At 39.9% G+C, this 18,080-nt stretch carries 23 protein-coding genes and 1 pseudogene; 6 read left to right on the forward strand and 18 right to left on the reverse strand.

Annotated elements, in window-relative coordinates:
- Positions 1 to 194 precede the first annotated feature (194 nt).
- A complete protein-coding gene (locus tag AC1DKZ_RS24065) occupies positions 195 to 1,637 on the forward strand; it encodes an MDR family MFS transporter (protein ID WP_215551568.1) in 1,443 nt (480 codons plus the stop codon).
- A gap of 40 nt (positions 1,638 to 1,677) precedes the next feature.
- Here AC1DKZ_RS24065 and AC1DKZ_RS24070 read toward each other — a convergent pair whose 3' ends face one another.
- The gene (locus tag AC1DKZ_RS24070; protein WP_113935762.1) at positions 1,678 to 2,001 is read right to left on the reverse strand and encodes an ArsR/SmtB family transcription factor; all 324 of its coding nucleotides are present in this window, start codon (positions 1,999 to 2,001) and stop codon (positions 1,678 to 1,680) included.
- Entirely contained in the window at positions 2,002 to 2,433 is a 432-nt protein-coding gene (locus AC1DKZ_RS24075) for an SRPBCC family protein (RefSeq protein ID WP_476997213.1), read from the reverse strand.
- A 423-nt stretch (positions 2,434 to 2,856) separates the two neighbouring features.
- Here AC1DKZ_RS24075 and AC1DKZ_RS24080 point away from each other — a divergent pair, with 423 nt between their 5' ends.
- Positions 2,857 to 3,084 carry a DUF3973 domain-containing protein gene (locus AC1DKZ_RS24080; RefSeq protein ID WP_002138690.1) on the forward strand — a complete coding sequence of 76 codons (228 nt, stop codon included), beginning with the start codon at positions 2,857 to 2,859 and terminating at the stop codon, positions 3,082 to 3,084.
- Positions 3,085 to 3,117: 33 nt separating this feature from the next.
- Here AC1DKZ_RS24080 and AC1DKZ_RS24085 read toward each other — a convergent pair whose 3' ends face one another.
- Together AC1DKZ_RS24085 and AC1DKZ_RS24090 are read right to left on the reverse strand one after the other, a co-directional pair.
- Entirely contained in the window at positions 3,118 to 3,300 is a 183-nt protein-coding gene (locus AC1DKZ_RS24085; protein WP_476997214.1) for a sporulation protein Cse60, read from the reverse strand.
- A 1-nt stretch (position 3,301) separates the two neighbouring features.
- Positions 3,302 to 3,538: a DUF2553 family protein gene (locus tag AC1DKZ_RS24090; RefSeq protein ID WP_476997215.1), complete on the reverse strand. Its 237-nt coding sequence runs from the start codon at positions 3,536 to 3,538 to the stop codon at positions 3,302 to 3,304.
- 280 nt (positions 3,539 to 3,818) lie between these two features.
- Between AC1DKZ_RS24090 and AC1DKZ_RS24095 the strand changes: the two genes are divergently transcribed.
- Positions 3,819 to 4,298, forward strand: coding sequence for a CarD family transcriptional regulator (locus AC1DKZ_RS24095; protein ID WP_002089061.1), 480 nt, complete (start codon positions 3,819 to 3,821; stop codon positions 4,296 to 4,298).
- Between the two features lie 74 nt (positions 4,299 to 4,372).
- Here the strand turns inward: AC1DKZ_RS24095 and AC1DKZ_RS24100 are convergent, their stop codons facing one another.
- The 7 genes from AC1DKZ_RS24100 to AC1DKZ_RS24130 form a co-directional block, all read right to left on the reverse strand.
- On the reverse strand, positions 4,373 to 5,158 hold the full coding sequence (locus tag AC1DKZ_RS24100; RefSeq protein ID WP_002015659.1) for a glucose 1-dehydrogenase: 786 nt from the start codon (positions 5,156 to 5,158) through the stop codon (positions 4,373 to 4,375).
- Positions 5,159 to 5,170: 12 nt separating this feature from the next.
- A complete protein-coding gene (glcU, locus tag AC1DKZ_RS24105; RefSeq protein ID WP_002129475.1) occupies positions 5,171 to 6,028 on the reverse strand; it encodes a glucose uptake protein GlcU in 858 nt (285 codons plus the stop codon).
- Between the two features lie 33 nt (positions 6,029 to 6,061).
- The gene (locus tag AC1DKZ_RS24110; protein WP_002089063.1) at positions 6,062 to 6,484 is read right to left on the reverse strand and encodes a DUF3888 domain-containing protein; all 423 of its coding nucleotides are present in this window, start codon (positions 6,482 to 6,484) and stop codon (positions 6,062 to 6,064) included.
- 99 nt (positions 6,485 to 6,583) lie between these two features.
- Positions 6,584 to 6,817, reverse strand: coding sequence for a molybdopterin converting factor subunit 1 (gene moaD, locus AC1DKZ_RS24115; protein WP_000621795.1), 234 nt, complete (start codon positions 6,815 to 6,817; stop codon positions 6,584 to 6,586).
- A gap of 2 nt (positions 6,818 to 6,819) precedes the next feature.
- A complete protein-coding gene (gene moaE, locus AC1DKZ_RS24120; protein WP_002129479.1) occupies positions 6,820 to 7,284 on the reverse strand; it encodes a molybdopterin synthase catalytic subunit MoaE in 465 nt (154 codons plus the stop codon).
- Positions 7,281 to 7,802: a molybdopterin-guanine dinucleotide biosynthesis protein B gene (mobB, locus tag AC1DKZ_RS24125; protein ID WP_002089067.1), complete on the reverse strand. Its 522-nt coding sequence runs from the start codon at positions 7,800 to 7,802 to the stop codon at positions 7,281 to 7,283. Before mobB ends, moaE begins: the two co-directional genes overlap by 4 nt.
- Positions 7,766 to 9,055: a molybdopterin molybdotransferase MoeA gene (locus tag AC1DKZ_RS24130; protein WP_002089068.1), complete on the reverse strand. Its 1,290-nt coding sequence runs from the start codon at positions 9,053 to 9,055 to the stop codon at positions 7,766 to 7,768. Before AC1DKZ_RS24130 ends, mobB begins: the two co-directional genes overlap by 37 nt.
- 83 nt (positions 9,056 to 9,138) lie before the next feature.
- On the opposite strand from AC1DKZ_RS24130, the gene moaC reads away from it, so the two are divergent.
- Complete coding sequence (gene moaC / locus AC1DKZ_RS24135) at positions 9,139 to 9,624, forward strand: cyclic pyranopterin monophosphate synthase MoaC (RefSeq protein WP_016095969.1); 486 nt, start codon at positions 9,139 to 9,141, stop codon at positions 9,622 to 9,624.
- 42 nt (positions 9,625 to 9,666) lie between these two features.
- Here the strand turns inward: moaC and AC1DKZ_RS24140 are convergent, their stop codons facing one another.
- The 6 genes from AC1DKZ_RS24140 to AC1DKZ_RS24165 form a co-directional block, all read right to left on the reverse strand.
- Positions 9,667 to 10,680: a molybdopterin-synthase adenylyltransferase MoeB gene (locus tag AC1DKZ_RS24140; RefSeq protein WP_002067678.1), complete on the reverse strand. Its 1,014-nt coding sequence runs from the start codon at positions 10,678 to 10,680 to the stop codon at positions 9,667 to 9,669.
- Positions 10,681 to 10,696: 16 nt separating this feature from the next.
- Positions 10,697 to 11,710 (reverse strand): GTP 3',8-cyclase MoaA, encoded by a 1,014-nt coding sequence (moaA, locus tag AC1DKZ_RS24145; RefSeq protein ID WP_427278845.1) that lies wholly within the window; start codon positions 11,708 to 11,710, stop codon positions 10,697 to 10,699.
- A gap of 197 nt (positions 11,711 to 11,907) precedes the next feature.
- A complete protein-coding gene (locus AC1DKZ_RS24150; RefSeq protein WP_476997216.1) occupies positions 11,908 to 14,784 on the reverse strand; it encodes a BclA-related collagen-like exosporium protein in 2,877 nt (958 codons plus the stop codon).
- A 121-nt stretch (positions 14,785 to 14,905) separates the two neighbouring features.
- Positions 14,906 to 15,229 (reverse strand): hypothetical protein, encoded by a 324-nt coding sequence (locus AC1DKZ_RS24155; RefSeq protein ID WP_242248663.1) that lies wholly within the window; start codon positions 15,227 to 15,229, stop codon positions 14,906 to 14,908.
- A 20-nt stretch (positions 15,230 to 15,249) separates the two neighbouring features.
- Complete coding sequence (locus AC1DKZ_RS24160) at positions 15,250 to 15,474, reverse strand: spore germination protein (protein ID WP_113935770.1); 225 nt, start codon at positions 15,472 to 15,474, stop codon at positions 15,250 to 15,252.
- A 77-nt stretch (positions 15,475 to 15,551) separates the two neighbouring features.
- On the reverse strand, positions 15,552 to 15,857 hold the full coding sequence (locus AC1DKZ_RS24165) for a rhodanese-like domain-containing protein (protein ID WP_000141214.1): 306 nt from the start codon (positions 15,855 to 15,857) through the stop codon (positions 15,552 to 15,554).
- Between the two features lie 199 nt (positions 15,858 to 16,056).
- Here AC1DKZ_RS24165 and AC1DKZ_RS24170 point away from each other — a divergent pair, with 199 nt between their 5' ends.
- Entirely contained in the window at positions 16,057 to 16,239 is a 183-nt protein-coding gene (locus tag AC1DKZ_RS24170; protein WP_002129493.1) for a hypothetical protein, read from the forward strand.
- Between the two features lie 48 nt (positions 16,240 to 16,287).
- On the opposite strand, the gene AC1DKZ_RS24175 is transcribed toward AC1DKZ_RS24170, so the two are convergent.
- On the reverse strand, positions 16,288 to 17,412 hold the full coding sequence (locus tag AC1DKZ_RS24175) for a homoserine O-acetyltransferase family protein (RefSeq protein WP_476997217.1): 1,125 nt from the start codon (positions 17,410 to 17,412) through the stop codon (positions 16,288 to 16,290).
- Positions 17,413 to 17,564: 152 nt separating this feature from the next.
- Here AC1DKZ_RS24175 and AC1DKZ_RS24180 point away from each other — a divergent pair.
- A pseudogene (locus AC1DKZ_RS24180) lies at positions 17,565 to 18,080 on the forward strand (spore germination protein); the annotation flags it as partial.

Genomic DNA, 18,080 nt, shown 5'->3' on the forward strand with positions numbered 1-18,080 from the left:
TGTTTCTTTTTTTAGTATGTTGGAATAGCAAAGTAATACACGAAATTATATCGGCGATGCTTTAAATATGTCGACCGTTTCTTCAAAAATATCCCTTCCTCCTAACTTCCCATTGCTTTTTTGTTGCTTTATATACCTTAGTACCTTTATATTTTATATTGTTGAATATTCGAAAAAGGGTAAGGGGAAAACAAATGAGAAAAAAAGTCATGATGTCTTTAATGCTAATGACGTTTCTTTCTGCGGTAGAAGGAACGATTGTTAGTACAGCGATCCCTCGTATAACGAGTGATTTGTCAGGCGTCGAACTTGTTAGTTGGGTATATGCAATCTATATGCTTGCAACAGCTGTTTCGACTCCAATATACGGAAAGCTAGCTGATTTATTCGGCCGTAAAAAAGTTCTGCTCATCGGAGCAACAATCTTCTTAATCGGTTCTGCACTTTGCGGAGTCGTTACATCAATGGAACAATTAATCTTCTTCCGTGCTCTTCAAGGTATAGGGGCTGGTGCTGTTATGCCGATCACAATGACGATTATTGGAGACCTATATAGCGAAGCGAAAGACCGCGCGAAAGCACAAGGCTGGATGAGTGCAGTTTGGGGTGTATCTGGTGTTATTGGGCCGTTAGTAGGTGGATTTTTAGTTGATTCTCTTTCTTGGCGCTATATTTTCTTCTTAAACGTTCCTTTTGGAATTATCGCTTGCTTAATGTTTGCCACTTCTTATAAGGAATCTGTTAAGTCCGCCGCTAAGCAACATATCGACTATCTTGGTGCGACAGTTTTCTCATTAAGTACAATTGCTTTACTATACGCATTATTAACAGGTAGCAGTAAGCAAAACTGGGGAGACATTTCAATTATCGGCCTATTAATCTTTGCCGCTGTTTCATTCATTATTTTCTTATACATCGAGAAAAAGTCTCCGGAACCATTAATTCCGCTAGCACTTTTCTCTAACCGTACATTATCTACAATAAACATACTAACACTTATTGCTGGCGCAATGATTATTAGTATTACAGTGTATCTTCCAATTTGGAGCCAAGGTGTTTTAGGAAAAAATGCGACAGAGGCTGGACTCATTTTAATGCCGATTCCTGTTATGTGGACATTCGGTGCTATGTTCTCCGGCAACTTAGTTGGCAAGTTACAAACGAAACAAATTATTTTACTTGGAGCTAGCATTTTATCAGTTGCTACTTTCTTATTATTTACATTATCAACAGATTCACCATCATTCCTTATTTATGTTGCAGTCGGATTATTCGGCTTAGGAATGGGGCTTGTTACACCAATTTACATGGTAACAATTCAAGCAGCTGTACCGGCGAATACGCGCGGAACGGCAGTTGGTTTAAATACATTTATTAATACATTTAGTCAAACACTAGGAGCTGCAATCTTCGGAACGATCTTCAATACGATGATTCATGCACGCGGCATTAAAAACCTTGATCTTGTTTCTTCTGGCGGACATGGAGGGGCTACAGCAAACGTAGCAACCGAATCACAATCCGCATTAGCATCAAGTGTACACGTCATTTATATGAGCACTTTCGTATTAGCGGTATTCACATTAATTATCGCTTGGATCCTATTAAAGCCAACTAAACAAACAAGTGAACAATAAAAAGAGGATGACCATTTTGGTCATCCTTTTTGCATAAAATCTACTCTTCATTCTCCACAATATGTTTAAGCATGGACAATTTATTATCCCAAAATCGTTCATAGTACGAGAGCCACTGCTGTAATTCCTCTAATGGTTCTGGATGCAAACGATATATCTTCTCTCTTCCGCTCTTTCTTCCACTCACTAAATTCGCTTCTGAAAGAATATGAAGGTGCTTTACAACAGCAGTACGACTCATCGGAAAATGATCCGTTATTTTTGAAATTGGTAACTCTTTGTCACTTAATAACCGTATTACTTCTCGGCGGGTTGGATCAGCAATTGCTTGAAATACATCATATTTCGCTACTGATGAGGACACTTAGCCTTCGACAACCTTTTTCAGTTTTTCATTTACAATCGCTACCCAGCCGCCGCTCATTCTTTCGTGAATAATAGAGCTCTTCGCATTTGGTTTTGGGAGGATTTCATCAGGATGTTTCCAGCCGCCGTGAATTAACGTAAATTCTGTTTTACTATCTCCTAGGTCTTTCAGATTAAATGAAACGACCCAGCCATCTGTATCCCATGAGAAAGATAGATGGTTTGGCTCATCAATTTCTAACACTTTACATGGTGATGGCCCAAATGGCGATTGCACATGAAACTCATGTCCTACCTCTAATTCAAAATCATTTGGCATAAACCATGACGCAATTCCTTCTGCAGTTGATACTACATTCCATACTTTTTGAATAGACGCGTTAAAAACGATTGTTTGTTTAATATCATTTAATGTATTTTGTTGTTCCATTTTATATCTCCTTTATTCGGCATTAAAATATAACACCTTTTAGTTTCACTTCAACAATATAACACCTTTTGGTTTCATGTCAAGAAAGACTCTTTTTCACTGTTGAGAAATTCTCAACATTTTTTCAACAGGACAAACACCCTCTCACCATTCCTTCATAATATACTCACAAAGGCAATGAAAAATAGAAAATTCCCTCAACATGAACCCTATCACTCCTATTGAGAGAAGCGCCTAACTTATCTCATCTGTACTTCGTCTCTCCTCCTTCCCTCGGGGACAATACGCGAGATATGTAAAGATCAGAAGGAGTATGCCCGCCATTTGGGTAGGTAGTTATTTCTCTTCTCCTCAACATTTCCTTAGGAGCGAAATGACTACCGACCCACTTTTTTAAACAAAAATAAAAAGGAGATGAAAGCTATGTTCTATTGCATTAACTGTTCTGAAATTCACCATGAAAAACACCCGAATGATAAAGTTTTCAAAAACGGTTTTTATATTGATCCATTTTTAGGTGATCGTTATCACCTCGGTATGTGCACTGATGCTCAGGATCATGAAACAGGAAAAGTTCTTTTAACGGAAAAGAAAACAGGCGCAACACAATCTATTATGAATATTTTACCGACACATGTTGTCCCAACGTAAAGCATAAAAAAGAGCTGGCTCCCCAGCTCTTTTTTATGCTTTATAAACAATCATCGCTGAAAAACAATAAATTTGATTTTCATCATCGTTAATTGAAACACCAACTTGATACTTTATATCTACAAAATTTCCATCTTCAATTTTTTTCAAAAATACATTTACAGCGTCTTCTAAGTCCTTTTCATGACTTTCATCAAACACTTTCACACGAATCATGTTAACACCATCCTAGATCGCAGCCCTCCGCCGCTTGTTTATTGCCACGGTGCGTATCTATGATGCGATAAAACTTTCCATCTTCATATATATATCCGTCTTCTAACACATATTGTTTATCTTCAGTATAGACATAAAACTTACCTATCATAAAYTTAYTYGTATATAATTCYAAATAATYTKRYYTAAATYTWGCTACWACYTTATTYGTAATATCAATTYTAATTGTGCGCCCCACCWTCTMTCCCTCCCTTGCAAAGAACGGATTTAGGTATATTGTATTAGCGATTTTATATTTTATGCTTAAAAATAAGTGGATATGCTCTCTTTCTGCGCCTGTACTATTTTTCTAAAAAAATTCCCCCTATTTATTCAACTTATAAGAGCAAAAAAACAAACAAAAAAACGACTTTTATATATTGACTACAGCATATCAGATGTGATATTATATAAAATTTGACATTTTTATCCTAGTATGTTATCATTAAAAGTAGTTACCACATACGGAGGTGGATGATTTGTTTCAAATTGGTGATAAAATCGTTTATCCAATGCACGGTGCAGGAATCATCGAAGCAATTGAAGAGAAAGAAATATTAGGCACTACGCGTCAATATTGTGTTATACGCATCATTAGTAAAGATATGCAAGTAATGCTTCCGATGAATCAATTACAAAAATCAGGTATACGTTATATCGTCGATAAAGGTACGTTAGATGGTATACTTCTTGAATTTCATCATGGGGAATCAGACCCCTCACTCTCTTGGAAACAAAGATATACAATGAATATGGAAAAAATGAAGAACGGCAATCTTCAAGATAGTGCAGAAGTTGTTCGTGATTTACTTCGTCGCAATAAAGAAAGAGCATTAAATGCGAGCGAAAAACAAATGCTAGATAATGCGCGTAAAATGGTTATTAGTGAAGTTGCGCTCGTACAGAATGTTTCAGAACATCAAGCAACAGAATTTCTTCAAGATACAATCAATCATTAATTTTAAAAATAGCCGACCGCTATTTTTTTTTGCGTAAAAAAGGCCAAAGAGTTAAATCTCTTTGGCCTTTCATATTACCCACGCCCCGCTTGAAACGATGGGTATAAAGTCATTCCACCATCTGCAAATAACGTAATTCCAGTTACGTAACTTGCCTCTGCTGAAGCGAGCCACGTTGCTACTGCTGCGATTTCTTCAGGTTTTCCAATGTAACCCATTGGAATCATACTTTCTACGTCGTCACGTTTTTTCGGGTCAGCAAATTTTTCAGCATTAATTGGCGTATTAATTGCACCAGGCCCAATATTATTTACCCGAATACCTTTTGGTGCATATTCTAACGCTAACGTTTCTGTCATAAGCTTAATCCCCCCCTTACTAGCCGCATAATGCACAAATAATGGCCACGGGATTTTCTCATGAACACTAGACATATTAATAACCGAACCTTTAATATCGTGTTCCACAAAATATTTAATCGCTTCACGACTTCCTAAAAAAGCACCTGTTAAATTTGTATGAATTACTTTATTCCAATCCTCTAACGGCATTTCATGCGACGGTACCGCGTTTTCTATCCCTGCATTATTAATCATGACGTCGAGCGTACCAAACTCTTTCACAGCAGATTGAATGAGATTTACAACATCTGCCTCGACCGTCACATCACCTTTTACAGCAATCGCTTCTCCACCTACCTTTTTTATTTCTTCTAATACATCGTTCGCTTCTGACTCTCTTGAGCGGTAGTTAATAACAACTTTCGCCTTCTCTTTAGCAAATCTTACTCCCATGGCTCTTCCAAGACCAGTTGCTGACCCTGTAATAACGACGACTTTCCCTTCTAAATCGCTATACATTTTAATACCTCCTTAACCTTTCGCAATCCCCAGCATAATTCCAGCTGCAATAATAAAAACGATACCAATAACAATCCCAATTAATTGACGCTTCGTTTTCCTTTCACCTAATATAAAAATCCCCCCAAGCGTCGAAATAATAATTCCCATTTGTGAAAGGGAAAAGCTTGTTGCGACCCCAACTCTTGGCTGCGAAATGAATAAAAACATATTTCCAGCTGCCCAAATCAATCCTGGAAGAATATTTCGAATCGCATATTTATTGAATGGATGATGTTTAAATGTGAGTAAAATCCCGCCTAATACCATACCGACCGCTTGTGGTAATAAAGCCGACCAACCGTTCACGTTAAATAACCGGATAACTACTACGTAAACTAAATAACCGACTGTTGAAATTAATAAAATAATAATTCCTTTTTTAAAATTTCCTGCTTGCTCTGCATTCTTCTCTTCTTTACTTTGAAGCGATGTTAAAATAACCCCGATAATAATACAAACGAGCGCCAAAACTCCAAGAACGACCGATATCGTCGTTGACCATTCATGAAACACGATAACCCCAAATAATGTTGTCGCGACTAATTGAAGCCCTGTTGAAATCGGCATCGTTCTAGAAACACCCATTAAATCAATACTTTTTAATTGATTCGCTTGACCAAGTGCCCAAAATAAGCCAGATACAATTCCAACTCCAATAACGGTCGGAGTTAATACCGGCTTCATAAAAATATAAACGACAATTGAGAAGATAAGTGCACCGAACGTTGTACCGAGCGTTTGACTATACGGTCCCCCGCCTAGTTTCACGTTAAATAGCACAATACTCCCCCAAAATATAGCTGGTAAAATCGCTAAAAGTATATCCATCGCTCATTACCTTTCTCTACAAAATGTCATAGGTTATCGCTCTAAATCATTAGAGTGAGCTTTTATTTTTTCGTTTTTTCGTGCACAAATCTTTTCTACAATAGCACCAGAAACATTCTTTTCTCGCTCCACTTTCTTTATCTTTATGTGATCTAAATTGTCTTCCAAAGTAAGTGTAACTTTATCATTCGGCGGATTATGTGCCCCTTGAAATGTAAGAAATTGTATCGTAACTTCAAACCTAGGAACAAACTCATCTTTCTTGCCTAGACGCTTTATATTTGTAACTGAGTCACATTCATATTGATCTTCTGTCACTTGCCTTATAACCGAGTAATATCGATTCAGTAACGCACTTTCTAAAAGCTGTTCCGTCGATTCTTTTGCCAAAGAATTGCTTGGAGAAAAGAAAAAAACAGAACATATCATTGCAATCATTACACATATCTTTTTCATAACTTCCTCCTTTTCCTATAAGATAGTGTTCTCCAAAATGCCATAAAAAAACGACTTTCCCTATTTAGGAAAGTCGTTTTTTATAGCATAAATCCAATATTAACCACCACTCACTGGTGGTATTAGTGCAACTACATCACCAGATTGTATCGTATCATCTTCATTCGCGTACTCTTCATTAATCGCAACCATAATTGGCGCTGACACTGGTACATTATATTCTTTCGCAACAATATCTTTTAACTCTGCAACAGTAATATTTTCTTTCTCTATTTGTAATTCACTCGTTCCTGCTTCTTCTTGCAAGTTCGCAAATAACAATACTCGAATCATATTTATAACTCCTTCCCAGGCTCTCCTGCTGGATATGGTGTTTTTTCTAATTGGTCACCAATCCATGAGTCACCATCTTCCCAAAATTCCTTTTTCCAAATTGGAACAATTTGCTTAATACGCTCCATAATATATTCATTCGCTTCATAAGCCTCTTTGCGATGAGGCGTTGATACAGCAACAACAACCGCTATATCAGAAATTTGTAGCGTGCCGATGCGATGCGTAATCGCAACATGTGTACCGGGCCACTTCTCCTTCACTTCTGACCCAATTTTCTGTAGCATCTTTTCTGCCATCGTCTTATAAGCTACATACTCTAAGTATAGTGTACGACGCCCTTTCGTAAACTCCCTAACTGTCCCGATAAATGTTGTAACAGCACCACATTCACGGCGAACTACTTTCTTTGTCACCTCTTCAATCGAGATTTCTGTATCAATTACTTCATAATACGTATTTATCATTTTGCACCCCTAGCCGTTTGTAAAAACCAGTCTATATACAATTTTTCTTCTGTTATATGAAATACTTTATATTCTTCTCGCACATTTGACGAAGCATCATACCACGTAATAACTGCCGCTATATTTTCTACTTTATGTAAAAGTTCAGCGTCTTCCGCAGAACGAAGTAACACTACTTTCGGATAGTTCTCAGCTTTATAGCCCTCTATTAAAATCGTATCTACTTCAAAAAATTCGTACAAGCGGATAATTTCTTGCAAGGACCATTCATCTCGCAAAGAGGACAAAGATAGTAATCCAGCACCTTCTACACTACTTACTACAGCACCAGCTTTTCTGTGTCTTTCACTGTCTTTTTGCGCTACTTCAGGAAAGCCCCCGTGACCATGATGTTTAATTGTAGCAACCTTCATTTCTCTTTCAGTTAATGCATGCACCATCTTCTCTACAAGTGTTGTTTTCCCGCTATTTTGATACCCTACTATTTGTAAGATTGAAGAGGCTTTGCCCACGGCCAATCACTTCCCTCAGAGCATTCTAACAATAATACAGACACTTTCATTCCTGCTTCAAATCCTCTCGTTCCTCCAGGCAGCACGATAAAAGCATTTGCATCCGCAAGCGAAGAGACCGCACTCGATTTATCTAAACCGACTGGCATCGCTTGTAGTGCCCCATTAACAATACTCGCTTTCGCTCTTACAAAACGAGTAAACGGATTTGGTTTCGGGAAATCTTTTTGTAAAATAGCATCAGTTCTATATACGTGAGGCTCCTTCGCATGCAAATACGTTTTCATAATTGGATGTACAAATAATTCGAAACCTACATAACAAGCTGACGGATTACCTGATAAACCGAAAAGTAACTTTCCATCAACTTCAGCTACTGTCGTTACACTTCCAGGTCTCATCGCTATTTTATTAAAGAGTACATTCGCCTGTAACCTTGCATAAATAGCCGGTAAGTAGTCGTAATCTCCTACTGAAACACCGCCCGTTGTAATTAAAATATCAACCTCACCCATCGCTGATTTAACGGCTGTAAAACATGCATCTAACTCATCAGCAAGTTGTCCATAGTAACGCACTTTTCCGCCAGCTTTCATAATTTGAGCGGCAATCATGTAAGAGTTACTATTTCTAATTTTTCCTGGTTCTAACGCCTCATGCACTTCTAGTAATTCGCTGCCCGTCGTTACAATACCGACAACAGGCTGTTTTACAACTTTCACAGTGCTATATCCAAACGTCGCTAATAATGCGGCAACACCTGGATTGATTACAAAACCTTTCTTAACGAGGACTTGATTTTGTTTTATATCTTCTCCTTTAAATGACACATTGTCACCGTTTTGGAAAGGACGTTTTAACTTCATATATGTACTTTCGTTCCTCTCGAATCCTTCCGTCAGTTCTAGCATTACGACTGCATTGCAATCTTCTGGAATAGCTGCTCCTGTCATAATACGAACCGCCTGAAAAGCCCCTACTTCTTCTGCAAAAACAGATCCTGCTCCGATCTCTCCTATTACTTCAAATTCAATCGGATGCTCTTGACCCGCTTCCTTCGTGTCTTCTGCTCGAATTGCGAAACCATCGTAAGGAGAACGATCAAAGTGAGGAACGTCGTGATCTGAGACAACATCCTCTCCAAGAATCCTCCCGTAACTTTCTGTAATAGAAACTTCTTCTACTTCACCATGCTTAGCATATTTCATAACCCGCTCTACAGCCTCAGCAACTTGAATCGGGATTCGTTTTTCTACCATTGTTTCTCACCTCATATTTGCAAAATATCTAATCTCGATTACACTTTATATATTAAATCGCAATTACTTCAAGGAGGAATTCCATGTCTTCATTCACACATTTCAACGACCAAGGGCGCGCTAAAATGGTTGATATAAGTGACAAAAAAATAACCGTTCGAACAGCAATAGCATGCTCTAGCATTCTCGTTACAAAAGAAATTTTTGATAAAATCTCACGCAACGAAATTGGTAAAGGTGACGTATTAGCCGTCGCACAAATCGCAGGTATTATGGCTGCAAAACGTACTTCTGATATTATCCCAATGTGCCATCCTTTATTATTAAAAGGTGTTGACGTCTCTTTCAATTGGAAACAATCAGAAGAACAATATCGACTACTTATTGAAGTAAAAGTTAAAACAGAAGGTAGTACCGGCGTTGAGATGGAAGCTTTAACAGCTGCTTCCGCTACCGCTCTTACTGTATATGACATGTGTAAAGCCGTTGATAAGGGTATGATTATTGGCGAAACGTACTTACTTGAAAAAACGGGCGGAAAAAATGGAGATTATATTAGAAATTCTTAATCCTACCTTCTCCATTTGAACCTAAAGGACTCCCCTTTAGGTTCAACCTATATATCTTGCATATAGTCGTTTCGCAACATTCATATCATTCGTACCATGAATAAACGCCCTGCCATCTGTAAATAAAACAAAACGATATTCTTCCACTGGAAATGATAATAAATACGGCGTTGCTTTTACATCCACACTTTTTTGTAAGCGCTTTTTAATTTCTTCTAAATTAAAACCCTGACGCACACCTGGACGGATTTGAACTGTATTTCGCCCACATAATACTTCTGTTTTCGTTTGTGCTTCAAATGTTAAACTCGGATATGTACGTAACTTTCCACAAGATAAACATGTATCCTTTTTCTGCCTATTCACTTTAAATGCCATCTGCTGATTATTCCAAAGATCAAATGATAGCATCGTTTCACGAAGTGCCTCAAAATCTTCTACTAATATTTTCAAGGCTTCCGTTATTTGATGTGCAACTACTAATTGCACTGCTGGCTGTATAATACCGGCCGTATCACATGTCGCTCCGCTCGCTGGATGCTCCATTAAACATCGAAAACACGGCGTTTTTCCTGGCAAGATTGTATAAGTTACTCCGTAGCTTCCAACGCATCCTCCGTATATCCACGGAACGTTATACATCTGCGATATATCATTAATAAGAAGGCGCGTTTCAAAATTATCTGTCGCATCTAATATTAAATCTACACCTTTAATTAATTCTTCCATTTCTTGCACCGTTACATCAGTCACAACCGGTACAATTTCTACTTCGGAATTAATTGCCTTTAAATGTTCTGCTGCCGCTATTGCTTTCGGTTTATAATGCTTTGCATCTTCTTCTGTATATAATTGTTGCCTTTGTAAATTACTCCATTCTACATAATCACGATCCGCAATTGTTATTTTTCCAACACCTGCTCTAACAATTGCTTCTGCATTCGCTGCTCCGAGTGCACCAGCACCGATAACGAGCACATGCTTCCCTCTTATTTTCCGTTGCCCTTCTTCCCCAACACCAGAAAATAACATTTGTCTTGAATATCGCTCTTGCATACGACATCCCCCTTTCTTATCCTCCTATATAAGACATTTCAATTTTCGGACGATTTTTCGCACTTTCTTCTGTCCGTTCATCTGAATATCGATCTTTTCTATTCTTCCATACATATTGTATAGCTTTTAATAACTCATTATCCGAAAGGTTTTCCCTGAGAAGTTTCCTTAAATCCATTCCTTCTGTCGCAAACAAGCAAGTATAAAACTTTCCATCTGCTGAAATTCTTGCTCTCGTACAAGAAGAACAAAATGACTCAGAAACAGAGGTAATAAAACCAACCTCTACATTCGTTCCAACGTATCGATACCGCTTCGCAACCTCACCAAAATAATGAGCTTCAGCTGGCTCAATTGGATACACCCCATGAATCATATCAATTAATTCTCTTTTCGTAATAACTTGATCAAAATTCCACCCATTCGTACTGCCAACATCCATAAACTCAATAAACCTAAGCGTGATTCCTTGTTCTTTAAAATACGCAGCAACTGGAAGTACTTGATGATCGTTCATCCCTTTTTTCACAACCATATTTACTTTCACTTCAAGGCCTGCTTCCTTCGCTGCCATAATCCCTTTTAACACCGGCTTCGTATTCATATTCCGGCCATTAATTGCGCGGAACACATTATCATCTATCGCATCCAAACTAACATTTACTCGGTGTAACCCAGCTTCTTTTAACGCCTTTGCTTGCTTCGTTAAATGAATCGCATTTGTCGTTAATCCTATATCTACTAAACCGTCAATTTTCACGAGACGTTCGATAAGTTTTGTTAAATCCTTACGGAGCAAGGGCTCACCACCAGTAAGTCTAATTTTCCGTACACCGATGCTAACAAATACTTTTGCTAATCGCTCGATTTCATCAAATGTCAGTAAAAACTCATCTTTCAAAAAAGCATAATCAGGACCAAACACTTCCGCTGGCATACAATACGTACACCGTAAATTACATCGATCAATGACAGAGATGCGTAAATCTTGAAGTGGGCGTCCGAAAAAATCTTTAACCTTCTCCTGCATCGCCACTCTCCCTTTCTGCCAAATTTATACCTCTCTTCATTCTATTATAATATATTTTTGAACCGCGATGTTTTTGCTAAGGTGAATAAAGTGAAACTTTAATCAGTGGGGGTTTTGTCCATCCCCACTGATTATTAGCCCACAAATAGAGGGATAAAAAACCTTGAAACATAAAAGTTCCAAGGTTTTTTTGCTTATTAACTTAATCTAATAATAGTTAGAGTAGCTCCTGGCGTTGTCGTAGATAATGTAGCTATTGCAACTAATCCAAATAACTGCAGACTAATAGCAGCTCCAGCAGGCAAGTTAGCAATTATTGGTGCACTAAATGAACCAGTAGCCACTGTCGGGGAGTTTATCGTTCCCGCAAGCGGACTGCCATTTACGGTTATCCGAGAACTGACAAGTAATCCTGCCGTTAAATTAATTGTATAGGCTATATAATAATTCCCTGCATTCGCAACTGTAAATACAGTATTTCCACCACTAACGGTTATTCCTGGTCCAATATTTTGATTGTTCGGTAATGGGATATTCGTACCGCCTAATAAAACGGAAATAGCGGTTCCTGATGTATTATTCGCAAATGCATACGTTGCAGTTGTACTAACTCCAGTCACTCCTGTCACCCCGGTCGCTCCTGTTGCTCCTGTTGGACCTTGAATTCCTTGTGAACCTGTTGCTCCTGTTGCTCCTGTTGCTCCTGTTGCCCCCGTTGGACCTTGAATTCCTTGTGAACCTGTCGCTCCTGTTGCCCCCGTTGGACCTTGAATTCCTTGTGAACCTGTCGCCCCTGTTGCTCCCGTTGGACCTTGAATTCCTTGTGAACCTGTCGCCCCTGTTGCTCCCGTTGGACCTTGAATTCCTTGTGGGCCTTGCGCTCCTGTTGGACCCGTGTCCCCGGTTGGGCCTTGTGGACCTTGTAAACCTTGCACACCTTGCGGACCGGTTGGACCTATTTCTCCTTGCACACCTTGTATTCCGGTTGGGCCTTGTGGACCAGTCGGACCTTGCACTCCTTGTATCCCTTGAATTCCCTGTGGGCCTTGTGCTCCGGTTGCACCTGTTGCCCCTTGTATCCCTTGTGGGCCTTGACCTCCTTGGATTCCTTGAGGACCTGTTGGACCTTGGATTCCTTGCGGGCCTTGAATTCCTTGCGGACCTTGATCTCCCGTTGCTCCCGTTATACCTTGGATCCCTTGTGGACCTTGAACACCTTGCGAACCGGTTGGGCCTATGTCTCCTTGTACTCCTTGTATTCCTTGTGGACCCTGCAGCCCCGTTGCTCCGGTTGCACCAGTTACTCCAGTTGCTCCGGTCACACCCGTCGCCCCTGTTGCTCCCGTATCTCCTATTCCTCCCGTTACACCTGTCGCTCCTGTCGGGCCAGGTGGTCCACCGGATGGACCTGTCACTCCCGTCGGACCTGATGGACCTGTTGGGCCAGTCGGTCCGGCTGGGCCTCCTGATGGACCCGTTACACCTGATGGACCCGTTACTCCAGTTGCTCCTGTAGTCCCTTCCCCTGTCGCCCCTGTTGTGCCCGTATCTCCAGTTACTCCTGTCGGCCCTTGGATTCCTTGAATTCCTTGTGGGCCTTGCACCCCTTGCGCACCCGTCGGTCCTTGAATTCCTTGTATTCCTTGAACTCCCTGTGGACCCATTGGACCTGTTGGACCTATATCCCCTTGAGTACCTTGCACTCCTTGCGGGCCCTCTGGACCTGTTGCTCCTATATTCCCTTGAATACCTTGAACTCCAGTTGCTCCTTGTGCTCCGGTTGCTCCTGTTATACCTTGAATCCCTTGTATTCCCTGAATGCCTTGTGGACCTTCTGGACCTGTTACTCCTATTGGTCCTTGAATTCCTTGGATTCCTTGTGGGCCCTCTGGACCTGTTGCTCCAGCTGGCCCTGGCACTCCTTGTATTCCTTGCGGACCCTGAAGTCCTTCTGGGCCTTCTGGTCCTGTTGGTCCTATATCACCCATTGGCCCTTGAATTCCTTGGACTCCTTGTGAGCCTGTGTCCCCGGTTGGACCAGGTACCCCTTGTATTCCTTGTGGGCCTTGATCTCCTGTTGCTCCTGTTATACCTTGAGGTCCTATGGCCCCTTGTATACCTTGCGGACCTTGATCTCCTGTTGCCCCCGTTATCCCTTGAATTCCCTGAATCCCTTGGATTCCTTGCTCACCAGTTGCTCCCGTCGGACCAGGAATACCTTGAATACCTTGCGGACCTTCTGGACCCGTTGGTCCAATTGGCCCTTGAACCCCTTGTATTCCTTGCAGGCCCTGTGCTCCTGTTTCTCCTGTACTTCCACTCGGACCTGTATTTCCAGTCACTCCCGCACTTCCAGTTACTCCAGTATTTCCAGTCGCTCCCGTCGCACCTGTACTTCCACTCGGTCCACCTCCTGGCCCTGTCGCACCAGTTGCTCCAGTCGGACCTGGAGGTCCTCCAGATGGGCCAGTTATCCCTGTTGGACCTGTTATTCCAGTCGGACCACTAATCCCCTGACCAGTCGCTCCTGTTGCTCCCGTATTTCCACTCGGTCCTTGTGGGCCTTGTATCCCTTGAGCTCCTTGTATTCCTTGTGAACCTGTTGCACCCGGTACCCCTTGCACTCCTTGAATTCCTTGAGGTCCCTCTGGCCCGGTAGCTCCAATCGGCCCCTGTAATCCCTGTATCCCCTGTATACCTTGTGCCCCAGTCGCTCCGGTTGGACCAATTGGACCTTGTAACCCTTGCACTCCTTGAGGTCCTGTCGCTCCAGTTTCTCCCTGTGGTCCCCTTAATCCTTGTGGTCCCTGCTGTCCTTCTGGTCCTGTTGCACCCATTTGTCCAGCTGGTCCTTGAATCCCTTGCACTCCTTGAGGTCCTGTCGGGCCCATCGCCCCCATCGGACCTTGAAATCCCCTTGGTCCTTGTGGGCCAGTCGGGCCTTGTGGACCGGTTGGACCAGTAATCCCAATGCCAGTAAATCCCGTTGGAACGGGGGGAAAAGTAGGTCCAATAAGATTCGGTGAAATTCTGAAATTAGAGTTTAATGAATTTTGTCTATCGCGCTCTTTCACACTTTCACCACCTACACACCATCTTTTTTACTTTAAACAAACCTCTTCTTCTTAATATGTATTTACAAAAACAATCTCAAAGACTATTTTTATTTTAAATAATAAAAACTCCCTTAATTCCTTAAGGGAGTCCAACAACTGAATCCATATTATCTGTATTAGGGACAGCTTGCGATATACTCGACACATTTGTACCTTGCCCCATATTTGTTCCCGTTACAGTACCAGCAGGGGTACCTCGTGTATAGGTTGTCGTCACCGAATCTCCCGGTTGTAAACAAAGCTTCGTCTCCGTCCCTATTACTGTAACAACGTCAATCCAAGTGCAACCCGTTGAACCACTATACGATTTCGAAGCAGTAAATGAAGTATCACTCAAATTATCCCCTGTAAATATATTCCCAGTATTATTAACGATAATAAATTCTTTAATACGTGCAGGCATACTTACACTCTACCTTTCCTTTATGAACCTAATGTACGTGTACTCGTCGCTAATGGCGGAAGAAACACTGATGTTCTAATCACAGCTTCTGGCTGTCGTTTCCCATTTAAAAAAACAGCCGCACTCGATCCTCCAGCACCCGCATATATTTTCGATACAGCAAAAGGTGCGATATTATAACAGTCGCCAACATTAACAGCCCCTGTATTATTAATAATTTTTACTTTACGCATGTTAATCCCCATTTACCCCTCCCCCTTTTGTATACTGTATGCAAAAGAAAAAAACTTGAAACAGACTCGTTTCAAGTTTTTGCAGCTACTTATTTAGTTTCGCCTTCATATTGAAGCATACCGCCAACCATGTTCACTGTTTTAAATCCTTGTTCATTTAAATAATGGCATACATTTTCACTGCGCATTCCCGAACGACAAATAAAGATATATTCATTCTCTTTCTCAAAGAAATCTACTTTATTTGGAATATCACCCATTTTAATATGTACAGCTTCTGGAATTTTCCCTGCCGCTACTTCTTCATCTTCCCTTACATCTACTAAAAATAATGTTTCTCCATTTTCTAAACGCTCTTGCACTTCTTCTGTAGTAATTGTTTTTACTTCTGTCATATGTAGTTCCTCCTTATATACAATAAAACCTTCAGTTTCTTCTTTAAACAATCATTTCTCATCAATTTTAGCACGCGAAGGAAGGAACGCAAAGAATGGAACATTTATTTCTCAATTTTCCAGCAAAACTTATTCTTTACAAACATAACTGACGCATTGTATCCTCAATATACTTGTTTGATGAAAGGAGCCAGTTAAAATGACACTTTTTCTTTTCATTATGGGCATCATTTTCTTAGTTTTTGCAGTTATTGCTCTTAGTATGAAAAATAATAAAAAGATAAAATCCCCTCAAGAAATGTCATTCTTATTTCTATTACTTAGTATAGCTTTCTTCGGTTTATCAATCGCTTCATATATTTTCCGTCTGCAAATCATGTAAAAAAAGGTGCCTACTATAAATCATGCACCTTTCCACATTAATTATTTCCTACACAAAACTAGATACTTTCCGGTTTAAAAACTCATAAATTTTCTTTTCAAATAAATGAACATCTAACGCTCCTGCCATATGCCCATTTATACTTTCTATCTCATATACTTCTGCGTACTTCCCTTGCTTTTGCAAAATATCTACCATTTTATAATTGTAACGAGGCGGCTGAAGTAAATCTTGTTTGCATGGAATCATGAGTACATTCGCTTCAACCTTAGAAAGAGCCTCTTCTAAGGAAGAAAATCCATGTGCAATATCATGTAATAAGACCGCTTTCGCAGTATACATCCATGAATTTGCATCTACTAAATCTATACTTTTACATGTCACTTTATTTATTTCTTTCTCAAATGATGTTAATGCAGAAAATTGTTGATAAGGTGCCATTTCTATACTGTTCCGCGGGAATGCCATTTCATAAAAATGTTCATCGAACGCGTTCATAAACATCATTTTATTCGCTAAATGAAGCCCCTTCGTTGGTTGTTCCTCTCCGTACTTTCCACCTTTCCAATTTGGATCAAGCTGAATTGCTTCAATCGCATTTTGCGCTACATTTCCCGACGTTATAATTGGATTTTGTGGATTCGTAATAACTCCAATCATTCGCTGCACCATATGAGGATAGTGGACAGTCCATTGCTGCGCAATCATCCCACCTGCCGATGGCCCCATTACAGCATGTAACCTAGCAATCCCCATATCTTTTATTAACTCATATTGCATACGTGCTATATCTAAAAATGTGAAAACTGGAAAATCCATCGCATACTCAAAACCAGTCATCGGATTTATCGATTTTGGCCCCGTTGTAATCACATATGGGTTCTTCACTTGTACATTACAAAGGTTATCAGTACATATAATGAAATATTTATTTGTATCAATTGCTTTCCCAGGTCCAATTAATCCGTCCCACCAACCAGCCCCCTCATCATGCTCTGTATATTTTCCTGCCGCATGACTTGTTGCACTAAAATAGTGACAAACCAAAATCGCATTTGATCTTTCTCTATTTAAAGTACCGTACGTCTCATACCCCATTTGAACAGGAATCTCCCTACCATTTTCAAACACAAACTCCGTTAAAACAAACTTCTCCTTTTTTACAATTTGCACAGACTCGCCTTCTTCCCGTCATATTATGAACTGCTTACTAAAGGTTTTTTTCTATGCAAACCAATCTCCTCCTTCTTTTCATAAATAAATGAATAATATACAAAATTAGCCACAAAATAGCACTATATTACACAATCAAAGAGGGCATACATATGATTTGGAATTGGTTACGTAAGAAAAAAAACTCAAATACAAAAGAGACAGATGATTCGAAACAACAGTCTGATGATCAAAAGGAACATAACAAAGAGAAGAATGTCCAGTCCAAAAGTACGGAACAAACTGATGATACTTCTCAAGACAAACAGCAAAATTCTAAGCAAGATGATACTTCTCAAAACAAGCAGCAAAATTCTAAGCAAGATGATACTTCTCAAGACAAACAGCAAAATTCTAAGCAAGATGATACTTCTCAAGACAAACAGCAAAATTCTAAGCAAGATGATACTTCTCAAAACAAGCATCAAAATTCTAAGCAAGATGATACTTCTCAAGACAAACAACAAAGTTCTAAGCAAGATGATACTTCTCAAAACAAGCATCAAAACTCTAAGCAAGATGATACTTCTCAAGACAAACAGCAAAATTCTAAGCAAGATGATAATTCTCAAGACAAACAGCAAAATTCTAAGCAAGATGATACTTCTCAAGACAAACAGCAAAATTCT

The organism is Bacillus sp. 05T21 (genome assembly GCF_056396785.1).